General features: G+C 71.0%; 25 protein-coding genes. 9 read left to right on the plus strand and 16 right to left on the minus strand.

Translation table 11 applies throughout. The features are described 5' to 3' along the window. Positions 1-46: 46 nt before the first annotated feature. A complete protein-coding gene (locus ACZ4N4_RS28600) occupies positions 47-514 on the plus strand; it encodes a MarR family winged helix-turn-helix transcriptional regulator (protein ID WP_467593936.1) in 468 nt (155 codons plus the stop codon). Then, entirely contained in the window at positions 507-1,244 is a 738-nt protein-coding gene (locus ACZ4N4_RS28605) for a phosphotransferase family protein (protein ID WP_467593941.1), read from the plus strand. The genes ACZ4N4_RS28600 and ACZ4N4_RS28605 overlap by 8 nt, the downstream gene beginning before the upstream one ends. Before the next feature lie 485 nt (positions 1,245-1,729). Here ACZ4N4_RS28605 and ACZ4N4_RS28610 read toward each other — a convergent pair whose 3' ends face one another. The 6 genes from ACZ4N4_RS28610 to ACZ4N4_RS28635 form a co-directional block, all read right to left on the minus strand. Beyond that, the gene (locus tag ACZ4N4_RS28610) at positions 1,730-2,335 is read right to left on the minus strand and encodes a sigma-70 family RNA polymerase sigma factor (protein ID WP_467593945.1); all 606 of its coding nucleotides are present in this window, start codon (positions 2,333-2,335) and stop codon (positions 1,730-1,732) included. A gap of 235 nt (positions 2,336-2,570) precedes the next feature. After that, complete coding sequence (locus tag ACZ4N4_RS28615; RefSeq protein WP_467593948.1) at positions 2,571-3,314, minus strand: hypothetical protein; 744 nt, start codon at positions 3,312-3,314, stop codon at positions 2,571-2,573. A 134-nt stretch (positions 3,315-3,448) separates the two neighbouring features. Continuing rightward, positions 3,449-3,640: a copper chaperone PCu(A)C domain-containing protein gene (locus ACZ4N4_RS28620; RefSeq protein ID WP_467594344.1), complete on the minus strand. Its 192-nt coding sequence runs from the start codon at positions 3,638-3,640 to the stop codon at positions 3,449-3,451. Continuing rightward, the gene (locus ACZ4N4_RS28625; protein ID WP_467593951.1) at positions 3,636-3,803 is read right to left on the minus strand and encodes a copper chaperone PCu(A)C; all 168 of its coding nucleotides are present in this window, start codon (positions 3,801-3,803) and stop codon (positions 3,636-3,638) included. The genes ACZ4N4_RS28620 and ACZ4N4_RS28625 overlap by 5 nt, the downstream gene beginning before the upstream one ends. 169 nt (positions 3,804-3,972) lie before the next feature. Continuing rightward, on the minus strand, positions 3,973-6,282 hold the full coding sequence (locus ACZ4N4_RS28630; protein WP_467593954.1) for a heavy metal translocating P-type ATPase: 2,310 nt from the start codon (positions 6,280-6,282) through the stop codon (positions 3,973-3,975). After that, positions 6,279-6,569, minus strand: coding sequence for a hypothetical protein (locus ACZ4N4_RS28635; RefSeq protein ID WP_467593957.1), 291 nt, complete (start codon positions 6,567-6,569; stop codon positions 6,279-6,281). The genes ACZ4N4_RS28630 and ACZ4N4_RS28635 overlap by 4 nt, the downstream gene beginning before the upstream one ends. A 687-nt stretch (positions 6,570-7,256) precedes the next feature. Between ACZ4N4_RS28635 and ACZ4N4_RS28640 the strand changes: the two genes are divergently transcribed. Then, positions 7,257-7,472: a heavy-metal-associated domain-containing protein gene (locus ACZ4N4_RS28640; protein ID WP_467593960.1), complete on the plus strand. Its 216-nt coding sequence runs from the start codon at positions 7,257-7,259 to the stop codon at positions 7,470-7,472. 101 nt (positions 7,473-7,573) lie between these two features. Here the strand turns inward: ACZ4N4_RS28640 and ACZ4N4_RS28645 are convergent, their stop codons facing one another. Both ACZ4N4_RS28645 and ACZ4N4_RS28650 read right to left on the minus strand, forming a co-directional pair. After that, positions 7,574-8,209: a sigma-70 family RNA polymerase sigma factor gene (locus ACZ4N4_RS28645; protein WP_467593964.1), complete on the minus strand. Its 636-nt coding sequence runs from the start codon at positions 8,207-8,209 to the stop codon at positions 7,574-7,576. Positions 8,210-8,381: 172 nt separating this feature from the next. Further along, complete coding sequence (locus tag ACZ4N4_RS28650) at positions 8,382-9,026, minus strand: hypothetical protein (protein WP_467593967.1); 645 nt, start codon at positions 9,024-9,026, stop codon at positions 8,382-8,384. 464 nt (positions 9,027-9,490) lie between these two features. Between ACZ4N4_RS28650 and ACZ4N4_RS28655 the strand changes: the two genes are divergently transcribed. Further along, a complete protein-coding gene (locus ACZ4N4_RS28655; RefSeq protein WP_467593970.1) occupies positions 9,491-10,279 on the plus strand; it encodes an SAM-dependent methyltransferase in 789 nt (262 codons plus the stop codon). 183 nt (positions 10,280-10,462) lie between these two features. On the opposite strand, the gene ACZ4N4_RS28660 is transcribed toward ACZ4N4_RS28655, so the two are convergent. The 4 genes from ACZ4N4_RS28660 to ACZ4N4_RS28675 all read right to left on the minus strand — a co-directional run bounded on the left by ACZ4N4_RS28660 (position 10,463) and on the right by ACZ4N4_RS28675 (position 13,685). After that, positions 10,463-11,041 (minus strand): hypothetical protein, encoded by a 579-nt coding sequence (locus ACZ4N4_RS28660; RefSeq protein WP_467593973.1) that lies wholly within the window; start codon positions 11,039-11,041, stop codon positions 10,463-10,465. Between the two features lie 156 nt (positions 11,042-11,197). Then, entirely contained in the window at positions 11,198-11,653 is a 456-nt protein-coding gene (locus ACZ4N4_RS28665; protein ID WP_467593975.1) for a DUF1153 domain-containing protein, read from the minus strand. Between the two features lie 155 nt (positions 11,654-11,808). Then, a complete protein-coding gene (locus tag ACZ4N4_RS28670) occupies positions 11,809-12,438 on the minus strand; it encodes a hypothetical protein (RefSeq protein WP_467593978.1) in 630 nt (209 codons plus the stop codon). 656 nt (positions 12,439-13,094) lie between these two features. Further along, positions 13,095-13,685, minus strand: coding sequence for a TetR/AcrR family transcriptional regulator (locus tag ACZ4N4_RS28675; RefSeq protein WP_467593981.1), 591 nt, complete (start codon positions 13,683-13,685; stop codon positions 13,095-13,097). Between the two features lie 262 nt (positions 13,686-13,947). Between ACZ4N4_RS28675 and ACZ4N4_RS28680 the strand changes: the two genes are divergently transcribed. Both ACZ4N4_RS28680 and ACZ4N4_RS28685 read left to right on the plus strand, forming a co-directional pair. Continuing rightward, positions 13,948-15,519: an MFS transporter gene (locus tag ACZ4N4_RS28680; RefSeq protein WP_467594347.1), complete on the plus strand. Its 1,572-nt coding sequence runs from the start codon at positions 13,948-13,950 to the stop codon at positions 15,517-15,519. 271 nt (positions 15,520-15,790) lie between these two features. After that, complete coding sequence (locus tag ACZ4N4_RS28685; protein WP_467593983.1) at positions 15,791-16,711, plus strand: NmrA family NAD(P)-binding protein; 921 nt, start codon at positions 15,791-15,793, stop codon at positions 16,709-16,711. Between the two features lie 366 nt (positions 16,712-17,077). Here the strand turns inward: ACZ4N4_RS28685 and ACZ4N4_RS28690 are convergent, their stop codons facing one another. Both ACZ4N4_RS28690 and ACZ4N4_RS28695 read right to left on the minus strand, forming a co-directional pair. Then, positions 17,078-17,794 (minus strand): aldo/keto reductase, encoded by a 717-nt coding sequence (locus ACZ4N4_RS28690; RefSeq protein WP_467593986.1) that lies wholly within the window; start codon positions 17,792-17,794, stop codon positions 17,078-17,080. A gap of 147 nt (positions 17,795-17,941) precedes the next feature. Continuing rightward, positions 17,942-19,276, minus strand: a complete 1,335-nt coding sequence (locus ACZ4N4_RS28695) for an MFS transporter (RefSeq protein WP_467593988.1) — start codon at positions 19,274-19,276, stop codon at positions 17,942-17,944. Positions 19,277-19,663: 387 nt separating this feature from the next. On the opposite strand from ACZ4N4_RS28695, the gene ACZ4N4_RS28700 reads away from it, so the two are divergent. Beyond that, positions 19,664-20,593, plus strand: coding sequence for an ADP-ribosylglycohydrolase family protein (locus ACZ4N4_RS28700; RefSeq protein WP_467593990.1), 930 nt, complete (start codon positions 19,664-19,666; stop codon positions 20,591-20,593). Positions 20,594-20,758: 165 nt separating this feature from the next. On the opposite strand, the gene ACZ4N4_RS28705 is transcribed toward ACZ4N4_RS28700, so the two are convergent. Beyond that, the gene (locus ACZ4N4_RS28705; RefSeq protein WP_467593993.1) at positions 20,759-21,460 is read right to left on the minus strand and encodes a hypothetical protein; all 702 of its coding nucleotides are present in this window, start codon (positions 21,458-21,460) and stop codon (positions 20,759-20,761) included. Between the two features lie 265 nt (positions 21,461-21,725). After that, complete coding sequence (locus tag ACZ4N4_RS28710; RefSeq protein ID WP_467593996.1) at positions 21,726-22,325, minus strand: ferredoxin; 600 nt, start codon at positions 22,323-22,325, stop codon at positions 21,726-21,728. Between the two features lie 404 nt (positions 22,326-22,729). On the opposite strand from ACZ4N4_RS28710, the gene ACZ4N4_RS28715 reads away from it, so the two are divergent. Together ACZ4N4_RS28715 and ACZ4N4_RS28720 are read left to right on the plus strand one after the other, a co-directional pair. After that, the gene (locus tag ACZ4N4_RS28715; RefSeq protein WP_453577063.1) at positions 22,730-23,176 is read left to right on the plus strand and encodes an anthrone oxygenase family protein; all 447 of its coding nucleotides are present in this window, start codon (positions 22,730-22,732) and stop codon (positions 23,174-23,176) included. A 477-nt stretch (positions 23,177-23,653) separates the two neighbouring features. Then, the gene (locus ACZ4N4_RS28720; RefSeq protein WP_467594000.1) at positions 23,654-24,331 is read left to right on the plus strand and encodes an SMI1/KNR4 family protein; all 678 of its coding nucleotides are present in this window, start codon (positions 23,654-23,656) and stop codon (positions 24,329-24,331) included. The last annotated feature ends 84 nt before the right edge of the window (positions 24,332-24,415 follow it).

A 24,415-nucleotide genomic window follows, 5' to 3' on the forward strand; every position in this document is an offset into this window, starting at 1 on the left:
CCTTGGGCGCCGCCGAAGAAGTGCTCGTGCGCGCGCTGGGCGTGTCATGACGGCGCTGCCGCGCGCGGTCGACGCGGACATGCTCCGCGACGGAGGCCTACGGCTTTCTGAGGACACCCCCCTGAGGTTCCTGTCCGAGGCCCCAGGCAGCCGGATGCGGGTGAGCGAACTCGCCGAGGTCTGCCACCTCACGCTCAGCGGCATGACCCGTGTCGTCATCCGTCTGGAGAAGCAGGGGTTCGTCCAGCGGGTCCGCTGCGCAGAGGGCCTACGCGGCTGGAACGCGGTTCTCACCGATGAGGGGCTCGCCCGCCCGCAGGAGGCGTGGCCCGCCCGTCTGGCCGGCGTTCGGCGGCGCGTGCTCGACAACCTCGCCGGAATTGACCTCGCCCAACTCGCAACGGTGTCGCGCACGAGGCCGCCGGGTAGCGGGACGCGGTCAGCCGCGTCATTGCACGCGATAAACCCGGCGACGTCGGCGATCGGCCCCGGGATACTGGTCGCCCATGGATGAGGTCGAAGTCGTGGTCGCCCATTCCGAGCGCGCGACCCTGCGCGTCGGTGACGTGTTCCTGAAGGTGGACGCCGATCAGGCGCGCATCGACGTCGAGGTCGAGGCGATGTCCCTCGCGCCGGTCCCGACCCCGGAGGTCCTGTGGCGCAAGCCGCCCGTGCTCGCGCTCGCCGCGCTCCCGGGGACGACGCTTGGGCGCCTCGGCGGGCCGGCGACCGGGTCGCCGGCGGCGTGGGCCGCGGCGGGCGCCGCCATCCGGAAGCTGCACGACGCGCCGCTGCCACCCCGGCCCGGCCGGAGCATCGTCGCGCTGAGGGCGGAACTCGACGACGAGTGCGAGTTGCTCGTGACGAACGGCCTCCTGCCCGCCGACCTGGTCGCCCGCAACCGCCACGTCGCCGAGGCCGCGCTCCGGCCGTGGACTCCGGCGTTCACGCACGGCGACCTGCAGATCGCGCACGTCTTCGTCGACGGCGACGAGGTCACGGGCATCATCGACTGGTCCGAGGCGGCCCAGGGTGATGCCCTGTACGACCTCGCCACCTTCACACTCGGACACGAGGAGCACCTCGACCATGTCGTCGCCGGCTATGGCACCGACATCGACCTCGACGTGATCCACGCGTGGTGGTCGTTGCGAAGCCTGCTGGTGGTTCGCTGGCTGATCGAGCACGGCTTCGACCCGTTCGCGCCGGGCTGTGAGGTCGACGTGCTGAGAGCCCGGATGTGAGGCTGCGCGGGCCCCGGCCGGCCTCCCGCAAGCTCGTGTGCCCTTGGGGTGCTCCGCCCGTGCCGCGGCCAGCTGCTGGGCCAGGGGCCGGACGCTGTCGCCGATGTGCGCGACGGTGAGTTCCTCGCCGTAGACGACCACGGCCGTACCGCCTCGCCGCCTCCCGCGTACGACGAGCACTCCGACCACCGCCGCCGGCACGGCAGTTGCGGCGGAGGCAGCGGCGACAGCGGTATCCGGCCGATCCAGAAAGCCGCTCGCCTGCTCCCCCGGTGGGCTCGGCAGCCGTCGGCCTCGGCAAGCCGCGGGCACGGGCGCCGCTTTGGCGCCCTCCGTCGCATGGAACAGGAAACGGTGGGTCTGCGCGTCATCGTCGGCCGCCGGCACCGTGTAGGTCGAGCGGGTTCCCGCGCCCCTTCGCCAATCTATTGGCAGCGCGCAGAAGTTGGTGCTCCCCCACCGAGGAGCACCAACCCGGCGTCGCGTCAGGCCGCAAGGGCGGCCGACGCCTCGGCCTCCAGGAGCTGCCGTTCCAGGGTCGCCCGGGCACGCGACACCCGGGAGCGGATGGTGCCGACGGGGCACCCGGTGAAGCCGGCGGCCTCCTCGTAGGACAGGCCGACCACCTGGGTGAGGACGAAGGCCTCGCGGCGTTCGTCGGACAGTGCCTCCAGCAGGTCGAGCAGGGCCACGCCGTCTTCGAAGCCCGGAAGGCCGCGCGGCTGCACACGTTCGACGACCGCCTGCCAGTCGGGGGTGTCGGCGAGCCGCGGCCGGGCGGCGGCGTGCCGGAAGCTGTCGGCCACCGCGCGACGGGCGATGGACAGCAGCCAGGTGCGGGCCGAGGCCCGGCCTTCGAAGCGGTGCAGGCTGCCGAAGGCCCGCGCGAAAGTGTCCTGGGTCAGGTCGTGGGCGTTCTGGGGATCGCCGCTGAGGTGGGCGACGTAGCGCAGCACGTCGTTGTGGAGCACGCGGACGAAGTGCTCGGCCGCGAGGCGGTCGCCGCTACGGGCGGCCAGCGCCCAGGCGGTCGCCGCCGCGTCCGTCGAGGCGCGTTTGGTCCGGGATGCGGGCAGGACGGTAGCAGTCACGTGATGTCCTTCTCGGGTCGTCAGGACGTCCGGGGCCGGCCGCTGGAAGCGGCGGCGCACCCGGACTTGGGGTGCGGCCGTACACGGTGGGTACGGCGATGCCCGGGGCCCGTCAGGAGGTGTCGGCGCACGGCGGCACATGGATGTGCCGGGGTGAGGCGCCGACAAGAAGGAGCTGCGCGCGAACGCGGCAGGACGTCAGGCGAGACTTGAGGCCCCGGTGGTTCCGGCTGTCTCAGGCGACAGCGGCACCCGTGGGCGGGGCCCGAGAGGTGAGCGAGCAGCACAGGAGAAGGCGCGCCGGAGCCGGGACGTCGGTGGCGCGGCGCCTGCCCGCGAGCGGGCGTGGGAGCGGCGCGGGCCCGGCCAGCAGCATCCGCAGCGGTGCCACCAGCCGGGTGGCCGCGGCCCGCAGGACGCCGAAGACCGCTCGCTCGCCGTACGCGAGCCAGAGTCCGCACAGGACTGCGGCCAGGAGGTGGGCGGCGAACATGCCGTACGTGGCGGTGCCGCTCATGCCTGCCATACCGTGCGCGTGTTGGGCACCGGTCATGGCGTGCGCCATGGAGCCCATGTCCATCGGGTCCATGTGCATGGACCCCATGGGGGTGGAGCCCATATCCGTGCCTCCCGTGCCCATGCCGCCCATGCCCATGCCGATCATGTCCGTCATGGAGCCCGGGGCACGGGCCGCGGTGACTTGGCCGGGCACCGTCGCCGGTGCGACCGTCTGCGCCAGCGAGAACGCCTCGTGGAGCACCGCCTGGGCCACCGTCACGACCGCGACGATCAGCGTGCGTCCTCGTTCACGGCCGGCCAGCGACCAGCCTGCCGTGCCGGTTGCGGCCGCGCCGGCGGTCATGGCCCACCAGGGGACGGAGGTACCCGACATGATCACGTGACCGAGGGCGGCGAGCAGCACGCAGACGGCGGCGAACACACCGGCCCGCAGCGCACGGCACCACCCTCGGACAGTCATAGCCCGCCCATCCTCGCACCCGGCGTCTGCTCGTCGTCAGGGGGTACGTGCGGGCACCCGCCCTCCGACTCACCAACCAGCCAGTGACGCACGTCACTCCCCATACCCGGGAACTCAACGGACGGGCGGCACGACTACCGGAACGAGACACTTCCCGAACGCACCACCACCGCAAGGACTTTGACGCGCCCGCTGTGTCGGAACTCCAGGGTGAAGGGCACCAGATCGCCCGAACTCCACTTCCCGGCCGGAGCGGACACCGTCAGGTCCACCCCTTGCGGCGACATCGCGACGCTCCCGCCCGCCGGTCTCCCGACGGAGTCAATGGCCGGCGCGGTAGGCCGCGTTCCCCTCGTTCATGCGGTGCCCGGCGAGCGTGATGCCGCCGGCTGCCTGGAGCGAGGTGATCCGTATCAGGCTGTCGGCCGAGCCGCCCTCGTTCTCGATGCGGAAGAACGCGGCCGTCTCCGCGACTCCCGCGGACGGCAACAGGACGCGCCCTCGGTGACGCTAAAACGCGCCGGGCTGCCCGCCCTGCCCGTACCGGTCCAGGCGGTCAGGCCCGCCAGCGCCACACTGCACGCGGCGACGGGAACGAGAGCGGCGAGCGCGCCGTCCTTCAATCGCCGCCGGTCACCGAGGGCCGTGGTCGTCGACTTCACAGAACAGCCGCCTTTCCTGATCGCGCCCCGCGCCCCCGGCCGCCGCCGGGCGTCGGTTGCGCTTGCCAGCCGCGCAGCCGAAGGCTGTTGGCCACCACCAGCACCGAACTCACCGACATCGCGGCGGCGGCGAGCATGGGGTTGAGCAGCCCCACCATGGCGAGCGGCACGGTGACGACGTTGTAGCCGAAGGCCCACAGCAGGTTGACGCGGATGGTGCCGAGCGTGCGCCGGGCCAGTCCGACGGCGTCCACGAGTGCCTCGATGTCGCCGCGCACCAGGGTCAGGTCGGCCGCCCCGATGGCGACGTCCGTGCCGCTGCCCATGGCGATGCCCAGGTCGGCGCCGGCGAGCGCGGCGGCGTCGTTCACACCGTCGCCGACCACCGCGACCCGGCAGCCCTCCTCCCTCAGCCTCCGGACCAGGTCGGCCTTGTCCTCCGGGGAGCAGCGGGCGTGCACCTCGTCGATCCCGAGTGCCTGCGCCACCGCCCGCGCGGGAGCCTCGCGGTCCCCGGTGGCGAGCACCGGGCGCAGGCCCAGTCGCCGCAGCCGCTCCACGGCACGGTAGCTGCCGGGCCGTACGAGGTCGCCGACGGCGATCAGCGCCACGGCCCGGCCGTCCACCCGGACCACCACGGGCGTGTACGCCTCGCTCTCCGCCGCGGCCAGAGCCTCGGCCAGCACGAGCGGCAACTCGCCGTCCGGTACGGCCACTTCGACCGTACGACCGGCCACGCGCCCCGTGACACCCCGCCCCGCGGTGGCGGTGAAGCCGGTCACGTCCGGCAGCGGCTCCTGGTCCGCCGCGCGGCGCGCGTACGCCGTGACCGCCCGGCCGATCGGATGCTCGGAGCCCTGCTCCACCGCTCCGGCCAGGCGGACCAGTTCCTCCGGTGCCGGGCCGCCGGGCACGGTGGTCACCCGGGCGACGGTCATGTGCCCGGAGGTCAGGGTGCCGGTCTTGTCCAGGACGACCGTGTCCACGTGCCGGAGCGCCTCCAGCGTCCGCGGTCCGCTCACCAGCACACCCAGTTGCGCCCCGCGCCCGGTGGCGGCCATCAGGGCGGTCGGGGTGGCGAGCCCCAGCGCACACGGGCAGGCCACGACGAGGACGGCCACGCAGGCGGTGAGCGCCGCCTGCGGGTCGGCGCCGGCGCCGAGCCAGAACCCGAGGACGGTCACCGCGATCGTCAGCACGATGGGCACGAACACCCCGGCCACCGCGTCGGCCAGCCGCTGCGCCCGCGCCTTGCCCGCCTGCGCCTCGGTGACCAGCCGGGTGATCCGGGCCAACTGGGTGTCCGCCCCGACGGCCGTCGCCCGGACGAGAAGCAGGCCGCCGGCGTTGAGGGCCCCGCCGACCAGCGCCGATCCGGGGCCCACCTCGACGGGCTCGCTCTCGCCGGTGACCAGGGAGAGGTCCACGGCCGAACTGCCCTCCGTGACCCGCCCGTCGGTGGCGACCCGCTCCCCCGGGCGCACGACGAAGACCTGCCCGGCCCTCAACTGCTCTACGGGGACGGACCGCTCCCCGTGCTCGTCGCGGACGGACACCTCTTTCGCCGCCAGGTCCGCCAGCGCCCGCAGGGCCGCCCCGGTTCCCCGGCGCGCCCGCGCCTCCAGGTACCGTCCGGTCAGCACGAACAGCGGCACGCTCACCGCCGCTTCCAGATAGACGTGCGCCACGCCGTCCGGCGCGGACGGCAGCAGACTGAACGGCATCCGCATCCCCGGCTCGCCCGCTCCCCCGAGGAACAGCGCGTACGCCGACCAGGAGAACGACGCCACCACGCCCAGCGAAACCAGGGTGTCCATGGTGGCCGTGGAATGGCGCAGCCCTCGTAGCGCGCGCTCGTGGAAGGGCCACGCGCACCACACCGCCACGGGGGCGGCCAGCGCGAAACACAGCCACTGCCAGTTGCGGAACTGAAGGTTGGGCACCATCGACAGCACCAGCACGGGGACGGCGAGCAGCGCGGTGACGAGAACCCGTTCGCGCTCCTGCCGGGCGGCGGCCTCGGCCCCGTCCGGGTCGGCGTCCGCCGTCCGCTCGTCCTTCTGGACGGGCGGCGCGGGCAGGGCCGCCTGGTAGCCGGCCTGTTCGACCGCGGTGACGAGTTCCTCCGGCGCGACGGCCGCCGGGTGGCTGACCCGGGCCATCCCGGTGGCGAGGTTCACGGTGGCCGTGACGCCGTCCAGCCTGGCGAGCTTCTTCTCCACCCTGCGCACACAGGCCGCGCAGGTCATCCCGCCGACGGTGAGGTCCGTGACCACGAGGCCGGTCACCGCTTCGCCCGCCGTCATCGGCCGCTCCCGGCCGTCATCCCCGGCATGTTCTGCATGCTCCCGTCCGTCCCGGGCATGTCCTCCATGCCGCCGCCGCTCCCGCCGGCACCACCGTCTCCGCCGCTTCCGCTTCCGGCGCTCCCGGTCCCGCGCATGCCGGGCGCCACCGGACCGACAACGGTTCCGACGGCGTAGGACGCCGAGAACACGAGAGCGAGCAGCAGCAGGAAGCCGCACAGCGCCGGGGGCGGCAGCCTGCGGCCGGTCGCACCGGCAGGGTGGGACGGTTGTCGGATCTCGGCCATGCTCGACCTTCCTGGTCGCATCGAACCGTCGTACGAAAGACAGCATTTGAAGCCGTATCGCTCCAGTAGTCGGCTGGAAGGAAGGCCGAGTTCCCGCACTCAAACGTGACATACGACACATAGGAGGCGTTTGTCTCCGCGTGGTGCGCGCCCATGTCCCTGATGCGTCGGGTCACCGCGCCGGAGGTCGCGCCGCTGAGCGGTGATGGCAGTGGCGTATCGGGCCATCCGATCCGGCCGAGTCCACCAGGAGGTACGGCACGGCGCCGGACACGAGCCCCACGGCGCTTCCGGCCAGGGCACCGAGCATGCCGTCGACGACGGAGCCCGGCCGGTCGTAGCCGCCGGCGAGAACCGCGACAGTGGCCACGAGCAACGGCCGGGCGTCTGAGGCGCTGCGGTCCACCGGCCCCGGGCCTCGCCCGGCTCGGGCTTCCGGGGCCACGCGATGCGCGCTGCGCGACGCCTGTCGCCGTGTCGGCAGTCCGCCGCCCGGACCCCTCCTCGCGCACCCGGCCCAGTACGGCGGAGGGTTGCCCCCTCGTGCTCGGTGCCGGAATCGGCACACCCGATCCGGAACTTTGGGCTCCGCCCAACCGACTGTTGTGGTGACGGGAAGGGACTGAACATCCCGCCCCGTACGTCCGTCATCCACCCAAAGCCCCATTGGTATCCAGGAGTTGCGCCATGGCACAGAAGCAGTACAACGTCACCGGTATGAGCTGCGAGCACTGCGCGGCGAGCATCAGGGAAGTGCTTTCCGGGGTCGCGGGGGTGAGCGAGGTCGTCGTCGACGTCGCCGCCAAGTCCGTCACCGTGCACGGGACGGACCTCGACGACAGCCGGCTCCGCACCGCGATCGTCGAGGCCGGGTACGGCATCGCCGACACGGTCGCCGCCTGAGGACACGCCCGCGCCCCGGGAAGGCCGGACAGGACACGTCAGCCGCCCTGTCCGGCCTTCTCCGTCAACCGCAGGCGTGAGCTTCGGCGCCTTGCGCGCCCTCAGACCGCCAGGGCGGCGGACTCGGCGGCGGACTTCTCCGTCGTCTCAGCCTGTTCCAACAGGTCGATCAGGGCCGCGCGAGCCCGGGCCACCCGGGAGCGGACCGTGCCGATCGCACAGTCGCTGACCTCGGCCACCTCCTCGTAGTGCAGGCCGAGCAGTTGGGTGAGGACGAACGCCTCCCGGCGTTCGTCGGGCAGTGTGGCCAGCAGGTCCAGCAGCGCGATGCCGTCGTCGAAGCCGGGCAGGTCGCATGGCTGGGCCAGCTCGATGGCCAGCTGCCAGTCCGGTACGTCGCTCAGGCGCGGGCGGGCGGCGGCGTACCGGTAGCTGTCGATCACCGCACGGCGGGCGATGGACAGCAGCCAGGTGCGGGCCGAGGAGCGCCCCTCGAACAGGTGCAGGCTGCCGAGCGCCCGCAGAAACGTGTCCTGTGCCAGGTCGTCCACGGCCTGGGGATCGCCGCACAACTGGGCGACGTAGCACTGGACGTCCCGGTGGAGGGCGCCCACGAACTGCTCGACCGCGTCGGGGTCACCGCAGCGGGCGGCCAGCGCCCACGCGGTGATCGATTCGTCGAGCGCCGCCGTTGTGCCGTTCCTGGCACGCGCGGCGGGCAGGGCAGAGGTGATCACCTGGTGTCCTTCTCGGGTCGACCGTGATCCGGACCAGGGCGCACGAAGGGCACGGGCGGTCCGGTGAAGTGGGGAGACGGCCTCGGCACGATGGCAGCGCTGCGCCGGTGTGCGGTCGTACGGCCGTGGCCCGAGGCGCACGCCATGGGCGGCCCCGGGAATCCTGCTGTCCTCAGACGACAGCAGCCCGCGCCGGCGGGCCCCTAGAAGTGATCGCGTGGACGAGGAGAAGCGGATACGGCGCCCGGTCAGCATGGCGCCGCCGCGGGTGGCCGGGCGGGTGGTGGGCGGCAGGGGGCAGGGCGAGCAGCAGTCGCAGCGGTGCGGTCAGCCATCCGGCCACGGCCCGCGTGATGCGGAAGGCGGCCTTCTCGCCGTACGCCAGCCACAGGCCGCACAGCAGTGCCGCCACCAGGTGGGCCGCCAGCATCCCGGTACCGGCCAGGGAGTGACCGACGGAGTCCATGTGGGCCATGCCCATGGCGCCCCCGCGCATCGAGCCCATGTCCATGGAACTCGCTTCGCCCATGTTCATGAAGGCCGCGGAGTCGGATGCCACGGTCGCCGGTCGTGCGAAGGAGAACCCCTCGTGGAGCACCGCCTGGGCGGCGACCACAGCCGCGACGATCGACAACGGTCCCCGCTCACGCCCCGTCAGGCACCAGCCCACAGCGCCGGTCACGGCCACCCCGGCTGCCAGCGCCCACGCGGGCACCTCACCGCCGGACATCATCACGTGCCCCAGGGCGGCGAGCAGCACGCACACGACCGCGAACACCACGGTCCGTAACGCGCGAGAGCACCACCCTGCTGTCATGGCGCCACATCCTGACACCCGGACACCGGCCGGCGGGGCTGCCGCACGGAAACCCACAGGCGTTCCCACCCGATCCACAGCACGTGAGCTGGATCACGAAAGGCGCCTGGAACTCAAGGGACCCCGGGCCCGACTCCTAGAGGAGAGCCGCGCCGTACACGGTCCGTCCCGCCGACGGACGTCCGCCGACGGGAACCGGGATCCATTCCTACTCGGCCTGGGATCCGGTGCAGCGACCGCACAGGACGGCGAACGCGGCCGCCGCCAGACCCAGGGCGCCGGCGATCAGGCCGGCGATGCCGAGGCCGCGGGCGGTGGAGTCGCCGGGTGCGAACGTCGAGCGACAACTCTGCGCTAGGGCTTGGCCAATGGCACAATCGCAATGCCCTCTACTGCCTCATCCAACTGCGCACGAAGCGATCTCGGTGAGTCGGTCAGCGATCTAGTACACGCTGGAGTCATGCATGACGGCAGACCCCTCCTCCGAAAGTCGTATCGACACGAGCAGGCCCCACCCGGCACGCGTCTACGACTGGCTGCTGGGCGGCAAGGACAACTACCCGGTTGATGAGGAGGTGGCGGCGAAGCTGCCACCGGAAGCGCGTCTCAACGCCATGCGCAACAGGGCGTTCATGCACCGTGCGGCGGCCTGGCTGGCCGGCAACGGCATCGACCAGTTCCTCGATATCGGTACGGGCATCCCGACCCAGCCGAACCTGCATCAGATCGTGCAGGGCGTCATGCCGTCGGCGCGGATCGCCTACGCCGACAACGACCCCATCGTGCTGCGGCACGCGGAGGCCCTGCTCGTCAGCAGTCCCGAGGGAAGCACCGACTACATCGAGGCCGACGTACGGAAGCCGGGAGCCATCCTCGACCACGCCCGTACGTTCCTGGACTTCACCCGGCCCGTCGCACTGTCGATGATCGCGCTGATGCACTTCATCACCGACGACGAAAACCCCTACGGCCTCACGCGGACGCTTCTCGACGCGCTGCCCTCGGGCAGTTATTTCATGTTCTCCCACGGCACCACGGATGAGCACCCGCACCTCGTCAAGTCGGTGACCACGACCTACCGCAAGGGCGAGATCCCCCTGCGTATGCGTACCCGGGCCGAGATCGAGCCGTTCTTCGAGGGCCTGGAACTGGTGGCTCCAGGGCTGGTCACAGCGACCAGGTGGTACCAGGATTCACCGGCTCCCGCCCAGGAGCTGAGCGGCTTCTACGTCGGCGTAGCCCGCGTGCCGTAAAGATCTCCTCCCGCCCGAGGGCAGCGGGCGACCCACCACGGAGGGCTGGTGTGCCCCGACCGCGGACGCCACGCCCCCGCTCAGGCGATACACCGCGTGGGGTCCGGCGGAGGAACCCGATGGCGGCCGCGGCCCTTTCCCCGTCTGCCGGGGCGGGTCCATCAGCCTGCCGGGGCAGGTCCGTCAGCCGGTGCCGCCCTTGCCGCCTGCGCCGCCGTTGCCGCCGGTGCCGCAGCCGAGCCCCAGGCAGATCCCGCCGGTGCCGCCCGTCCCGCCGCGGCCGCCGTCGCCGGTGCCCACCGCGGCTCCACCCGTGCCGCCCGTACCGCCGTTGGCACTGCCGCTGCAGATCCCGGCGCAGATCCCGCCCGCGCCGCCGGTGCCGCCCTGGCGGCCGGGCGCGCCGGCCGTGCCAATGCCGCCGCCTGCACTGCCGTTGCACAGTCCGGCGCAGATCCCGCCCTGACTGCCCTTGCTCCCGTTGACGGTTCCGTTGCAGTTGCCCGCACATACCCGGTCGCCGATCCGCACACTGCCGTCGCCGGCCTTGACGGGCCCGATCCGGCCGCTGCCGAACAGGCTGCCGCCGCCCGGCTGGGCGCTGTCGGCGGGAAGCTGCCGGGCGGCCGCCACGGCCGTACGGCTCTGCTGGCTCTGCTGCATCGGCGCCGCCGTCGCGCCCGGTGCCAGCGCGCCGGCCGCGAGGCCCGCGGCCAGGGTGGCCGAGACCGTGAGACCGAGACGGACCCTCCAAGTACGCATACGCATGACATTCCTCTTTCCAAAGAATTGTTTCCTGCATCGCGGTTTCCGCTGCATCCAATAAACCCGGTCATGGGTCTCGCCGTCACGGCGCGGAGGTTCGGGGCTTGACAGGAGCGCCCCGGCCCGTTCCGGGCCGGGGCGCGGGGAAATTCGTCAGGCGCCGAGGAGGGAATTCAGCCCCAGCAGTGCGACCCAGTCCCCGTCCCGGAACTGCTTGTCCCAGGTGTCGAACTCCTTCTCGGAGATCTTGTACTTCTTGAGCACGTCGGCCTTCTTCGCCTGCCCAGACTCCACAGTCAGCACGATCCGTGCCTTGTCCACGCCCGTGAGATCCGACTTGGGCTTGTCGGGCAGGTCCCCGAACGTGAAGCAGCCGGACCGGCCGGGTTTGCCGGGTTCTCCCGGCCGGCCCGGTGCACCGCCCTTGCCTCCCTCCCCGCCCTTGCCGCCTTCTCCGCCGTGGCTGCAGTGGGTGGGGTGGGCGGGGGCGGTCTGGTAGGTGCCTGTGGTGGCAGCCGGTGCTGCATGGGCGGCGACCGCGGTGCCGGTGGCGAGGGCCAGCGAGGCCACCGCCAGGACGAGCGGGCGCTGCCAGCGGGTTGTGGACATGGGGTTCTCCGTTTTTCCTTGATCGAGATGGTTCTGCAGAGTTGCGTTGCGCCGACTGCCCGGCTCCGTGCACTGATCGACGGGGTGCGGGCTGGGGGGCCAGGGGTCGGGGGCGGAGGCCGCGCGGGTCACCGCCCCCGACCGGGGCCGGACGGTCAGAAGATGCTGCCGCCGCCGGCGCCGCCCGCGCCGCCCAGGCCGCCGAAGAGGACGCCGAGCCCGCCCGCGCCGCCCTTGCCGCCGCTGCCGCCCTGGAAGACGCCGAAGCCTCCGTTGCCGCCCTTGCCGCCGTTGCCGCCCTGGAGGATGCCGGTGCCACCGCCACCGCCGGAGCCTGCGCTCCCGCCGAACAGGCCGGTGCCGCCGTTGCCGCCCGCGCCTCCGTTGCCGCCGACGACACCGTCGCCGCCACCACCGCCGCCGCCACCACCGCCACCGGACAGAACGCCGTTGCCTCCGTTGCCGCCCTTGCCGCCGTCGCCGCCGGTGCCCAGGACGCTGCCGCCGCCGGAGCCGCCGGAGCCCCCGCCGCCGCCGATGAAGCCGCCACCTCCGGCGCCTCCGTCACCGCCGGCGCCGCCGCCCTGGACGAAGCTCACGACGTGCGCGGCAGGCATCGGTGCGGCCGTCGCGGCGGACGCGGGAAGGATGACGCCCGCGGTGATCACCGCAGCCGAGGCGGCGAATGCCGCGAGCCGGAGGCCCCGGCGCTTGGAACGGACGCTGCTGCTGGTGTCGCTGTGGTCGGAACGTACGTTGCTGTGGGTGCGAAAAATACGCGTCATGGGTTTTCTCCTGCCGATACGAGGGGCTCCTGCGTTGCCCCGGAAATTCCGGACGACGTCCGATGGATGGTGTCTGTCGCACCGCCACACCGGGCCAATTCGCGGTTTCAGTGAAAAAGGGAATCCCCTGTGAGGATTTCCGTCTCACTGTCCTGCCTCATTTGCGTTTCCGGATTTCCTTTCCGGTGAGGCCCGCACTTCAAGTAGGCCCCACGGGCACCGAGCGGTCACGTTCCGAGGGATCGTGACTTGACCCGGCGGGACGCATCGGGTAGAGCGCGCAAAAGGACACGGCGCGAGGCCTTGGGGCGGCTGCGTCGGCGTACCTCCGCCGGCGCGGCCGCCCTCACAGCCCGGGCCGAGATCCCGCTCCGGCGCCAGCAGGGGGCGGGGGCCAGATGAGGCGGTCGGGGCGGATGTTCGGCGGCCGGTCCCGCAGCACGCCGCGGCGCCGTCTTCGCAGCGGTTCAGGCTCCAGACCGCACCGCCGCAGGCCGAAGGAACCCGGGGCGTGCCATCGAAGCCTGCGACGCCGTGGACCATCTGGTCCGCCGCGATCAGCTTCGGCCTGGTGTGGCGGTGAGGTGTGCAGTGAAGGTCGCGGCGTCACGAGAGACCGGGCGAGGCCGGGGCGCCGTGTTCACCGCCGGCGCGGGTCAGTCCTTGTGCCGCTGCGGTTCGGGCCGGGTTTCCTCGGTGAGAGCCGTGCGCGCGGCCCGCAGCAGTTCGTCGGAGACCGGGTTGCCCCGCGTGGCGCGGGCCAGGACGAGGGCGCCGACCATGGTGCAGAGCTGGGCCATGCCGTCGTCGTCGCCGGTGGCCACCTGGGCGGCACGGTTGCGCACTCCGTTGATGTAGACGTGCTGGGCGCGGGCGGCCTGCTCGGGTTCGCGCCCCAGGTCGGCGGCGAACCCGGAGACTGGGCAGCCCTCCGCGGGGTGATCACGGTGCCAGACCGAGAGGTAGTCCTCGATCAGCCTCCGGCGGGCCGCCTCCTGCTCCTCCGGGTTCTCCCCGGACACCCTGGCCGAGTGTGCCGACTGCTCGACGAAGGCGTGCGCGATGGCCTCGTCGACCAGGTCCTCCTTGGAGGCGAACTGCTTGTAGAACCCGCCGTGGGTGAGCCCGGCGGCCTTCATCAGATCGGCGACGCTGACCGCGGTGCCTTTCTCACGGAACATCCGGGAGGCGGTTGCCACGACGCGCTGCCGGTTCTCCTGTGCCTGCGCCCGGGACACGCGGCCCATGCGATCACCCTCCTCAGATAGATGCCACTTGCCATCTATCCTATCCCCCGTTTAGATTTCGTGCGACATCTATTGTGGGCGGGAGCCACCCCGGCAGGGCAAGCAGGACCTCTTGCCGGAGTCCGCCGACCGCGGCCGGCGGACTCCGCTCCGCGACCGCACAACCACCGCACCGACAGCCCTGGAGACCCCTGTGGCATCACCGCCCTCCCCCTCCGGTTCCCCGACGCCCGGAGAGTCCGCGCCATCCGCGCCCCATGACCTGCGCCGAACGGTTTCCGAGGCAGTGCACCGCCGGCGCTGGGCCATTCTGGCCGTGCTCTCGTGCAGCCTCCTGGTGGTGATGCTGGACAACTCGATCCTCAACGTGGCGATGAAGACCATCGCCCAGCCCGCACCCACCGGACTCGGCTCCACGCAGGCCCAGCTGGAGTGGGCGGTCAACTCCTACACGCTGGTGTTCGCCGGACTGCTCTTCACCGCGGGCCTGCTCGGAGACCGGCTCGGCCGCAAGAAGGTGCTGCTCTTCGGGATGCTGGTGTTCGGCGCAGGATCCGCACTGTCCGCGCTCTCGGACTCCGCCGCGCAACTCATCGCCTTCCGCGCCGTGATGGGCTTCGGCGGCGCCTTCATCCTGCCCGCCACCCTCGCGATCATCATGAACGTCTTCGAGCGTGACGAGCAGCCCAAGGCCATCGGCATCTGGACGGGCGTGGTCGGCTTCGCCATCGCCGCCGGCCCCATAGCCGGCGGCGTCCTGCTGGAGCACTTCTGGTGGGGCTCGGTCTTCCTGGTCAACGTGCCGATCGTGGTAGCCGCGATGGCCGCGATGGTGGCGATCGTCCCCGACTCCAGGGATCCCAGGCCCGGCCGCCTCGACCCGTTCGGGGTGCTGCTGTCGATCGTCGGTCTGGCGCTGCTGGTCTACGGCATCATCAAGGGCGGCCAGCTGGGCGACTTCAGCCGGCCCGAGTCCTGGGTGACGATCCTCGGCGGCCTGGCGGTCCTCGTCGCCTTCGTGGTGTACGAGGCCCGCAGCGACCATCCGGCCCTCGACGTCACCTACTTCCGCAACCGGCGGTTCTCCGCGTCCGTCGCCGTCATCGGCCTGGTCTTCTTCGCTCTCATGGGCGTGACGTTCTTCAGCGTCTTCTACAACCAGAGCGTTCGGGGATACAGCGTCCTGCAGTCCGGTCTGCTCGTGCTGCCGCTGGCCGCCTCCCAGATGTTCTTCGCCCCGCGGGCCCGGCTGGCCGTGGGCCGCTTCGGCGCCCGGGCCGTGTGTGCCACCGGGCTCGTCGTGACCGCGGTGGCCTTCGCGGGCTTCCTGCTGCTGGGCCAGGACACCCCCATCTGGGTGTTGGAGGTGCTGTTCTTCCTGATGGGCACAGGGATGGCCCATGTGATGCCGCCCGCTACCGTCATGATCATGTCGTCGCTGCCGCGGGAGAAGGCCGGCTCCGGATCGGCGGTCAACAACACGTTCCGGCAGATCGGCGGGGCCATGGGCGTCGCCGTGCTCGGATCGCTGCTGTCCACCACCTACCGCAACGGCATCGACAGCCACCTGACCGCGCTGCCGCCCTCCGACCGGCACACCGCAGGTGAATCCATCCAGGCGACCCTGGCTGTCGCCGAGAAGCTGGGACCGGCCGGCCGCGCTCTGGTGCGGCCCGCCAACGACGCCTTCATCCACGCCATGCATCTCACCGCCACCGGGTCGGCGGTCGTCGCCCTGGCCGGTGCGGCCGTCGTGCTGGCCTTCCTGCCAGGCAAGGAGCAGGACTCCGCCGCGGCCGTCGACGGCGACAAGCCCCGCGCCAGAGCGCAGTAGCCCGGCACCGGTCACGAAGCGTCCCCGCCTGACACCCGGGAGCGGCCGCCGGCCGAGGATCGCCGCCGTGCCACGGCGGCACCGCCAGGCCGGGCAAGGCCTGCACGGGCCCCGCCGGCACCCGGCACCCGGCACCCGGCACCCGGCACCCGGCACCCGGCACCCGGCACCCGGCACCCGGCACCCGGACAGCGAACGACAGCACTGCTTCCGCTGACTCCCTGATCACACCCCACCGCAGATGTCCCCATACCTCCAAGGAGATCGACCCATGGCTGCAAACAACCTTGTCCTCATCCCCGGCGCCGGCGGCGTGGGCCGTACGGTCTTCGACCAACTGCGGGCCCAGGACGTCCCGGTGCGATTCATGGTCCGCCGCGACGACGAACGGGCGGCTGAGCTGCGGTCGCTCGGCGCGGAGGTCGTCATCGGCGACCTGACCCGGCCCGAGACGGTGGCTGCCGCACTGCACGGCGTGACCCGGATGTACTTCGCGATGCGCGTATCCGCGGACCACCTGCTGGCCGCGACCGTGGTGGCCTCCGTCGCCCGCGAGTACGGGAAACTGGAAGTCCTGGCCGACCTGTCGCAGATGACGGTGTCGCAGATGACCGCCACCAGCACCGAGGAATCGCACCAGCAGCGGCTGCACTGGTTGGCGGAGCAGGTCTTCGACTGGTCCGGCCTGCCCGTGGTCCACATCCGGCCGACGGCGTTCCTGGACACACCCCTGTTCACCACGATGGCAGCCCGCTCGATCCAGGAGAACGGCACGATCGCGCTGCCGTTCGGCACCGGACGGACCTCCCCCATCGCCGTCGACGACGTCGCCCGGGTCATCGCCACCGTGCTCAGCGAGCCGGCCCCGCACATCGGGCAGGTCTACGAGCTCACCGGGCCCCGCTCGGTCGACATGACGGAACTGGCCGCGGAGTTCTCCCGGGCACTGGGCCGGCCCGTGACCTACACGGACGTGCCCGCGCAGGCGTGGGAGGCACGGCTCCCGAAACTGGGAATGCCACCGCACCTCGAACAGCACGTCGCCACCATGGCCCGGCTGCACCGGGACAACCGTTACGACCGCACGGCCGACGGCGTCGAGCGCGTGACGGGCACCCCCGCCCAGTCCATCGAGGCGTTCGTCGCCGCCCGCAGAGACCTCTACCTGGGCCGAACCGCGTCCAACAGCTGAACTGCGTCCGACGGCTGAACCGCACCGAACGGCTCCCGGCCCGCCACCGGCGACGACGGACGGGCCCGGATCCGGGAGGGCGCGGAACAAGTCATCACGGCCACCGCGCCGGCCCAGGAGGAGAAAAGGCGCGGTCACGCCGGACCCGGCGTACAGCAGGTACCGCGCGACGGGCGCGCCCGTGACCCCGGGGCCGGTTCCCGGCCCGCCCGGGCGCGATCGCGTCACCCCCGATTCCGCAGCACCGGTCGAGAGGACGGCTATCTTCGTCTGCCCGGCCGGTGGCTGCGGACGGCGGCCTTCGTCCGGGCCGCCGGTGACTGCGGACGGCGGCCGTCGTCTGCGCGGCCGGTGTCTGGCCGGTCATCACATGCCCTCCGGAGACGGACCGTCGACCTGGGTACTCCCGGCCACGGCCATGAGCGAGTCGATTTCCTTGAGGACGGCGTCGTCCAGTGTGAAGTCGGCCGCCGCGAGGCTGTCCTCGACATGATGAGCCCGCCGGCTGCCGACCACGGCCACGTGTACTCCCGGCTGAGCCAGCGTCCACGCGATGGCCAGCTGGCTGACCGTCATGTCGTGGAAGGCCGCGACCTCCTCCAGCTCACGGACGACACCGAGGTTGCGGCGGAAGACCTCACCGTGGAAGACACCGCTGTTCGCACGCCAGTCGCCGGAGGGGAAGACCGTGTCGTCGCCGAGCATGCCGGTCAGCAGGCCGTGCGCGAGCGGGCCGTAGACCAGTACGCCGATGCCGTGCCGACGGGCGTAGGGCAGGACGGTGTCCTCGATGCCACGGCGGAAGAGATGGTACGGCGGCTGCAGCGTCTCCACCGGCAGGGTGCGCGAGAACTCCGCGATCTGCCCGGCGGAGTAGTTGGACACACCCACATGCCGGATCTTGCCCTCCCCGATCAGTTCCTTCAACGCACCGGCCGTCTCGGCGCACGGCACCTGCGGGTCGGGCCAGTGAACCTGATAGAGGTCGATGTACCCGCATGATTTCCCTCCGTGCGCGATAGATGGCTGGGGATGTGCGTCCCGGTCCCGCGCCGGCCGGCCGACCAGGCCCGGAGCCCGCACGGCGGGTCAGCCCGCTCCGGTACCGGCCACATGTCCCACGAGGAAGACAGCGAGCCGGGGGGCGCCGGCGCCGACGAGGAATGGCAGGCGCCCGCCCGCACCGGGAACCGAACGAGGCTGCCCCCACCCCAAGGAGGCTCGACGAAGTCAGCGGCCGCGGCCCGCATCACGGGCACCGCCCTCGATGCAGTCAGGCTGCGGTGCAACAGAGACGGCCCCGGCCGCAGGCCCGCGACCGCGGGCGGTCACGGCGATGGCGGCGAGCAGCGCGAGCACCACGACGGTGAACCAGGTCGTCGCACCGGCCAGGCTCATGGAGCGGCTGGCGACCCCGAGGCCGACGGGCAGCAGGGCCAGGCCGAGGTAGGAGGCGAGGAACAGGCCGGCTAGGGCTTCGCCGCGCCCGCCCGGGTCGGCCGTACCGGCCACATGCCCGATAGCGGACTTGAACAGCACCCCCGCTCCAGCCCCGGCGATGATCCCCGCCAGCAGGAACACAGGCAGGCTGGCAAAGTGCACACCGAACGCCAGGACCGCCATGCCCACGGCCTGAGCGAGCAGCCCGGCATACCAGCGTGTACGGACACCGAGGCGGACGGTAGCCGCCTGAGCCGCCGCAGCAGCCGCGAACACCGCGAACACGACCAGCCCGGCCAGCGCCCGTGACGGATGGTGCAGGATCCCGCCGACAAAAGCGGGAACCACGGAGGTGAACAGACCGAACACGGCCATGGAAGTGAACCCGGCTACACCCGCCACAAAATATCCAGGCACTCCATGAGTAGACCCGACCCGCTGGGGCCGGTACACCGGCCTGACGGCCGGCCGACGGACTGTCTCGGGCGTCAGCGCGACAGCCACCGCGCCCATCAGCAGCACAACAGCGAACACGGCATACGGCACCCGCAGCGGCGCACCCAGATACTGGGCAATGACACCCGAGACGAGAGTGCCGAAGCCCAGTCCGCCGATATTGGCGACGGTCGACACCACCTCGAACCGGCGGGCCGAAGAACCAGGCCGGTGGGCGCCGTGCAGTTCCTGCAGATACGCGGTGGCGGTCGCCGTCAGCATGCCGACACCCAGCCCGGTGACCAGCCGGGCCACGATCAGCACCGGCAGCGACGGCACGGCCAGGAACAACACGGCGGCAACCAGTTCAAGCGCGAGCGCCCACACCATGACCCGCTTGCGGCCCAGCCAGTCCGAGACATGCCCGGCAAGCAGCAGGCTCGCCAGCACACCCAGGGCATAGACCGCGAACACAACCGTGACCGTGAACGTGGAGAACCCGTCGTGCGCCTGGTAAAGCGGATACAGCGGAGTAGGGACGGTGGAGAAACCCATGGCCGTCACGAACACCGCCGCAACCGTCCAGAAGCCGACACCGTACCGGCCGGCAGCAAACGGCTTCCCGCCTGCCCGGTCCGTCTGAACAGATGCACGGTCCGCACGCAGACCCATGGCCGACACAAGCACCATCGGAATCCCTCCGATCCCTGTCGTTGGTTTCCGCGGGCGGCCGGACAACACAGTCCTTGAACCACCGCCTGTAATGACCAACGAAGAAACCGAGCCACTGTTTCCCGTCCACCCGAGATCATCAGAGATGACGGTTATCTGCATGAGAGATAAAAAAGCGAGCAGGTCGATGACGGCTGCGGGATCCTCACTCAGGTTTAAAAGTACCAGTCGCCGCCCTCACCCTCGCGCGGAGCGCTGAAAACCCTCAGTGGCTTCCAGGCCCCAGATCGGGCAGCGGTACTTGTCCTGGATGTAACTGCGATCGCCCGGCGATTGTCCGGATCAGCGGCATGTCCGCGCCAAAGACGGTGGGCCGGAGCGCCGTCGCGCTGCGATACTGCTCCGGTGATCGACATTCCCACAGCTGCGCTGGACTCGTTGCAGGGGCTCGCCTTCGGTGATGCCTTCGGTGACCGCTGGTTCGGCATCCTGCGCCGGGACGGTTCGGCAGCCCTGGAGGCGCGGACGCTGCCCCCGGAGCCGCTGTGGCAGTGGAGTGACGACACCGTCCAGGCGCTTGTACTCGTCCGCGAACTCGCCAAAGGGGGCGGCGCCGTGGACCAGGACCGCCTCGCCCTGGGCCTCGCGACGGCCTACGCCGAGGACACCCACCGCGGGTACGGAGCCTCCATGCATGACGTGCTCCGTCGGATCGGCGCGGGCGAGCCCTGGCGGGAGGTGGTCGCCGGACAGTTCGGCGGCCAGGGCTCCTGGGGCAACGGCGCGGCCATGCGCGCGGCCCCGCTCGGCGCCTGGCATGCCGTCGACCTCGACGTCGTCGCCGAACAGGCCGCCTCCCAGGGCGCGGTCTCTCACCACCACCCGGAGGCGATCACCGCGGCAGTGGCGGTCGCCCTCGCCGCGGCGCTGGCAACCCGCAGCCGGGGCGGGCCTGCCCCCGCTCGCCCGGACTTCCTTCAGGCAGTCGCCGAACGACTCCCCGACAGCGACGTCCGGTCGGGGGTGCGGATCGCGGCCCGGATGCCGGAGCACACCTCGGTCCGGCACGCCGCGGAGGTCCTGGGCTCCGGCTACAGGATGTCCGGGCCGGACACCGTCCCGTACGCCCTGTGGTGCGCGGCGGGGCACCTCGACGACCTGCAGGAGGGTCTGTGGCTCACGGTCGCCGGGCGCGGTGACATCGACACCACCTGTGCCATCGCGGGCGGGGTGATCGCCGCTCGCACGGGCGTCGCTGCCCTCCCCCCTGCCTGGCACGCAGCTCGTGAACCGCTGCCGCCAATCGTGTCGCAGCAAGAACGTCTACCGGGATGAGTTCCGAAGTCTCCAGCAGAACAGTGCGCATCCGAGGGCGAAGAGAACCCTTCTTCACCCTCGGCTGCGCACGGGCCGACGACACCGGCTATCGCCCCGGCGCGGGCCCAGGCGGCCTGGAGTGACCAAGCGGTCGTGGGCGTGGTGGAGTGCGGCCTCAGACCGTCAGCCGGGGGTAAGGCAGCCTTCGAGGGCCGTCCGCTGCCGAGCGGGCAGGTGGTCGCCCAGAGGGGTTTTGCGGGGGCTCTGCTCGCCTTCGCAGATCCAGCTTCGTTCGTCCTCATCGAACCACCAGTCCGCGGCGCCCCACATGGGGTGCCCTTGGAGCAGACGCCTGGCCAACGCCTCGTTCGCCTCGGGAGCACCGTGAGCGACGAGCGCCCGACCCACGGCCGTCACGGCCTCCTCAGGAACTGCGATGTCGCCGAGAACCGGCAGAAGGAGAAGAAGCCGGGAGTGAGGGTCGGTGACGCCCGTGGCGCCCGGTGGTGCCTTCAGCAGGGCGGAGAGCTCGGGCCAGCACAGGCCGGGACCGATGCGGTCCTGATCGTCGCTGGCCAGGACGAGATCCTGCCTCCAGTCGGGGTGCGTCAGGAAGTAGTCCGTGGTCGTGAAATCCTCGCCACTGTTGTAGTGCGCGACGATCGCGAAGCCGTTGGCCAAAGGCACCGTGAACACCGGCCACGCCGACGCATCATGGAGCCGCTCCAGCATCGCGTCGGCGTCGCCCGCGTCGGAGCCGAAATCCTCAGGCCGGGATCCCCGGGACAAATCTGCCAAGTGTACCGGCCAGAACCCCGGCTCTTGCAGAAGCAGATGCCCGTCCACGACGGGCGACGAGGAGTACCAGTGCCGTGCCATCACCATGCCGGGATTCTCCCAAGCCCGGTTGGCTTGTACGTCAACCTTTCCGATCTTGGTGTTCAGCCATGGTGGGATCGTCTTCCACCCAGTGCCCGGCCGCGACCAACCCCACGATGACGGCCCGCAGTTGATCGGCAGTCACCGCGGTGGCGTCGTCCTCGGGACTGAGGCGGAGCGCGTCCAGCCCGCCCCGGTCCGGGACGTGCGCTCGGATTCCAGGGCGGCCACGAAGGGGTACAGCCCGGAGGACACCAGAATCAGTGGTCCGTCACAGGCTCAGCGTGGGGAGTTCCTCGTCGGTGCGGGGCTCGCGGTTTTCGATCAGCCAGAACAGGTAGCCGCGCAGGTAGTCCTCCAGGCCGTCGTCCAAGTAGGCGGCGTACTGGTGGAGGGCTTCCCTCTCGTTCTGGCGACCGTCGAGCTCCTCGGCTATCCAGGCGCGTACCGACTCGCGCCCGGCCCACCACTGTCTCACCGCTTCGGGAGTCCACTGCTGGTCGCCGTCCCAGGCGTAGCCGCCCAGCGGCTCGTCGGCGGCGATGTGCACCAGTCCTGCCACCTCGCGGGGATTAGCGGGCTGGCGGTACACGAACTCGTAGTGCTCGTCGCTGGAGAGCACGTGGTCGGGGAGGTAGTACGGGCCGTTCAGGCCGTCGTCGGTCACGCCCGCGTAGAACGGACCGGGCACGTTGAGCCGGCTGCGGTCCTCCCAACGCCCGTTGCCCATCGAGTTGGTGAGCTCGCGGGCGCTGGGCAACGGATCCCAGTACCGCAGTTCCTGCCAGCGCCCTTCGGTCGGATAGGCCATCAGCCGCCGCCGCATCCGTGCCGCCGAGAGCGCGAGTTCTCGATCCCAAGCCTGCTCCATCGCATCCCCCTCCCACCGGGTGAGATCACCTCGGAGCCTACGGGACTCCCTTCAGATCCCCTCCTCTGCGAGTGGAACACTCAGGACCACGTCATGGCCCGACCGTGAGAAGGAGGCCCATGCCTTCCCGGAGACGACGGTCGCCATAAACGCCGCTGCGAGACACGAAGGAACCCCGTCGAAGACGTAGCTCGCAGATGATCCTGCCGCCGGTGCCACCTTCAACCAGAGTGCCCGGTGAGTTCGCGGGACATCGCCACGATGAGGCGCTCGCAAACCGCCCGGTCACGCTGCGTACGTTCCTGTGCCGGCAGACTTCGGAGCTAGCACCGCTAGACAATCGAGCGCCAGCAGAGCTAGCGTTGCCTCATCGTCTAGCACCGCTAGATCCAGGGAGGGTCATCATGCTCAACGCGCTCGAGGTCTTCACCACCGTGGTCGTCGGCCTGATGGTGGGGGTGGAGTTCTCCGTCGCCTTCGTCATCAACCCGATCCTCGACGCCCTCCCCGAGGACAGTGGCCAACTCGGCCGCGCCCACGGGGGCCGGATGCTCGGCGCCCTGATGCCGTTCTGGTACATCGGCTCGCTCGTCCTCGTCGCGGTCTGGGCCATCGCCGGATGGCACCATCCCGGCGCCGGCCTCGTCGTCACCGCCGGCGCGTTGCTGATCCTCAGCGTGATCATGTCGCTCCTGCTGCTCGTCCCGATCAACAACCGGGGCAAGACGTGGACCCCCGAGAACCGGCCCGAGGACTGGAAGGAGCAGATGAACCGCTGGGACCGCTTCCACTACGTCCGCGTCGCCGTCATCATCGCCGCCTTCGCCCTGCTGGTCGCCGCCCTCGCCTGAGCCCGCGGGACGACACCGCGCTGGTGGCGCGCAATCCCCACTCCCCGGGCGGCAGCGGGCCACCGCAATCCCGACATCCGGGTCCGGGCCCTGCAGGCACGCAATGCCGTGCATGTAAAGGACCTGCCGAACCAAGAGACAGCGAGCCGACGATCCTCACATCCCTGTCGGACCGACGGCCGGCGCAGATGCATGCGGCCAGGCCCTCGGCTTCGGCATCCCACTCGCCCCGTCCACGCCGATCCTCTCCGCATTCTTCCGGCGGACGTTCGTCCAGGGCGGAGCCCTGGGGGCATACCGTTCCAAGCGCACTAGAGATCTTCAACGGCGGAGGTCGGTGCCATCTGGACATCAGTGACGCTCCCTTCGGTAGGCCGGTGTGCCTGATGCGCCGAGGGACTTGGGGCGCCGGGCTGTTCCCGCGGTAGCAATGGGCCCCACTCCCCCGGTGTCAGTGGCGGCACGTACGGTCGGCGCATGACTGATCAGTGGTGGGCGGGCTTGCGCCGGCGGGTTGAGGGGGCCGGTGCAGGCCATGCGGCCGGCAAGGTTTTCGGTGCACTGGGGCACAAATGGGTCGTGGAGGATCCACTCACCCAAGGCGAGCTTGCCGAACTCGAGGATCAGACAGGTGTGCAACTGCCGGAGGAATACCGGGCCTTCCTGCTCCACGTGGGCGCGGGCGGCGCCGGCCCCGCGTACGGCCTGTTCCCGGTTCGGCGCGTGCAAGGCCGTTGGCGTTGGGAGGGCGACGGCGCGGACCTGGCCGACCTGTCGAGGCTTGCCGAGCCGTTTCCTGACCAGGGTCCGGATCCGGAGCTACTGGAGGAGCTTCTTGCCCAACGTCCCGAGGAAGAGGACTTCGACGACATCGAGGATTTCGACGACGCCGTCGAAGCGTGGGACGAGCGATGGGAGGTCGTCATGTTCGCCCCGGAGCGTACTGCCGGTGCGATCGTGATCTCCCACCTGGGATGCGCCCAGAGAGAGTGGCTGATCATCAGCGGCAGCCGCCGCGGCACGATCTGGTCCGATTGCCGGGTGGACGATGTCGACCTCGCCCCACTCCTCGACGACGACGGCGTACCGGTGACGTTCGCCCGCTGGTACACCGACTGGCTGGAGAAGGCCGAGCTCACAGCCCTGTCTTACTGATCGTTTCAGAACTCCTCAGCGAACTGCGAAAGGCAGGTCTGCTGGAGATGGACGACTGCGCGGTCGAGGGCTCCCACGTCAGGT

The organism is Streptomyces sp. NPDC026538 (genome assembly GCF_055567535.1).

Excerpts from the sequence above, each read along its gene's own strand:
- ACZ4N4_RS28600 (WP_467593936.1), top strand. The coding sequence starts at position 47 with ATGACGGCGCTGCCGCGCGCGGTCGACGCGGACATGCTCCGCGACGGA.
- ACZ4N4_RS28605 (WP_467593941.1), top strand. The coding sequence starts at position 507 with ATGGATGAGGTCGAAGTCGTGGTCGCCCATTCCGAGCGCGCGACCCTG.
- ACZ4N4_RS28615 (WP_467593948.1), bottom strand. The coding sequence starts at position 3,314 with ATGACTGTCCGAGGGTGGTGCCGTGCGCTGCGGGCCGGTGTGTTCGCC.
- ACZ4N4_RS28630 (WP_467593954.1), bottom strand. The coding sequence starts at position 6,282 with ATGACGGCGGGCGAAGCGGTGACCGGCCTCGTGGTCACGGACCTCACC.
- ACZ4N4_RS28635 (WP_467593957.1), bottom strand. The coding sequence starts at position 6,569 with ATGGCCGAGATCCGACAACCGTCCCACCCTGCCGGTGCGACCGGCCGC.
- ACZ4N4_RS28640 (WP_467593960.1), top strand. The coding sequence starts at position 7,257 with ATGGCACAGAAGCAGTACAACGTCACCGGTATGAGCTGCGAGCACTGC.
- ACZ4N4_RS28650 (WP_467593967.1), bottom strand. The coding sequence starts at position 9,026 with ATGACAGCAGGGTGGTGCTCTCGCGCGTTACGGACCGTGGTGTTCGCG.
- ACZ4N4_RS28655 (WP_467593970.1), top strand. The coding sequence starts at position 9,491 with ATGACGGCAGACCCCTCCTCCGAAAGTCGTATCGACACGAGCAGGCCC.
- ACZ4N4_RS28660 (WP_467593973.1), bottom strand. The coding sequence starts at position 11,041 with ATGCGTACTTGGAGGGTCCGTCTCGGTCTCACGGTCTCGGCCACCCTG.
- ACZ4N4_RS28665 (WP_467593975.1), bottom strand. The coding sequence starts at position 11,653 with ATGTCCACAACCCGCTGGCAGCGCCCGCTCGTCCTGGCGGTGGCCTCG.
- ACZ4N4_RS28670 (WP_467593978.1), bottom strand. The coding sequence starts at position 12,438 with ATGACGCGTATTTTTCGCACCCACAGCAACGTACGTTCCGACCACAGC.
- ACZ4N4_RS28675 (WP_467593981.1), bottom strand. The coding sequence starts at position 13,685 with ATGGGCCGCGTGTCCCGGGCGCAGGCACAGGAGAACCGGCAGCGCGTC.
- ACZ4N4_RS28685 (WP_467593983.1), top strand. The coding sequence starts at position 15,791 with ATGGCTGCAAACAACCTTGTCCTCATCCCCGGCGCCGGCGGCGTGGGC.
- ACZ4N4_RS28695 (WP_467593988.1), bottom strand. The coding sequence starts at position 19,276 with ATGGTGCTTGTGTCGGCCATGGGTCTGCGTGCGGACCGTGCATCTGTT.
- ACZ4N4_RS28705 (WP_467593993.1), bottom strand. The coding sequence starts at position 21,460 with ATGGTGATGGCACGGCACTGGTACTCCTCGTCGCCCGTCGTGGACGGG.
- ACZ4N4_RS28710 (WP_467593996.1), bottom strand. The coding sequence starts at position 22,325 with ATGGAGCAGGCTTGGGATCGAGAACTCGCGCTCTCGGCGGCACGGATG.
- ACZ4N4_RS28715 (WP_453577063.1), top strand. The coding sequence starts at position 22,730 with ATGCTCAACGCGCTCGAGGTCTTCACCACCGTGGTCGTCGGCCTGATG.
- ACZ4N4_RS28720 (WP_467594000.1), top strand. The coding sequence starts at position 23,654 with ATGACTGATCAGTGGTGGGCGGGCTTGCGCCGGCGGGTTGAGGGGGCC.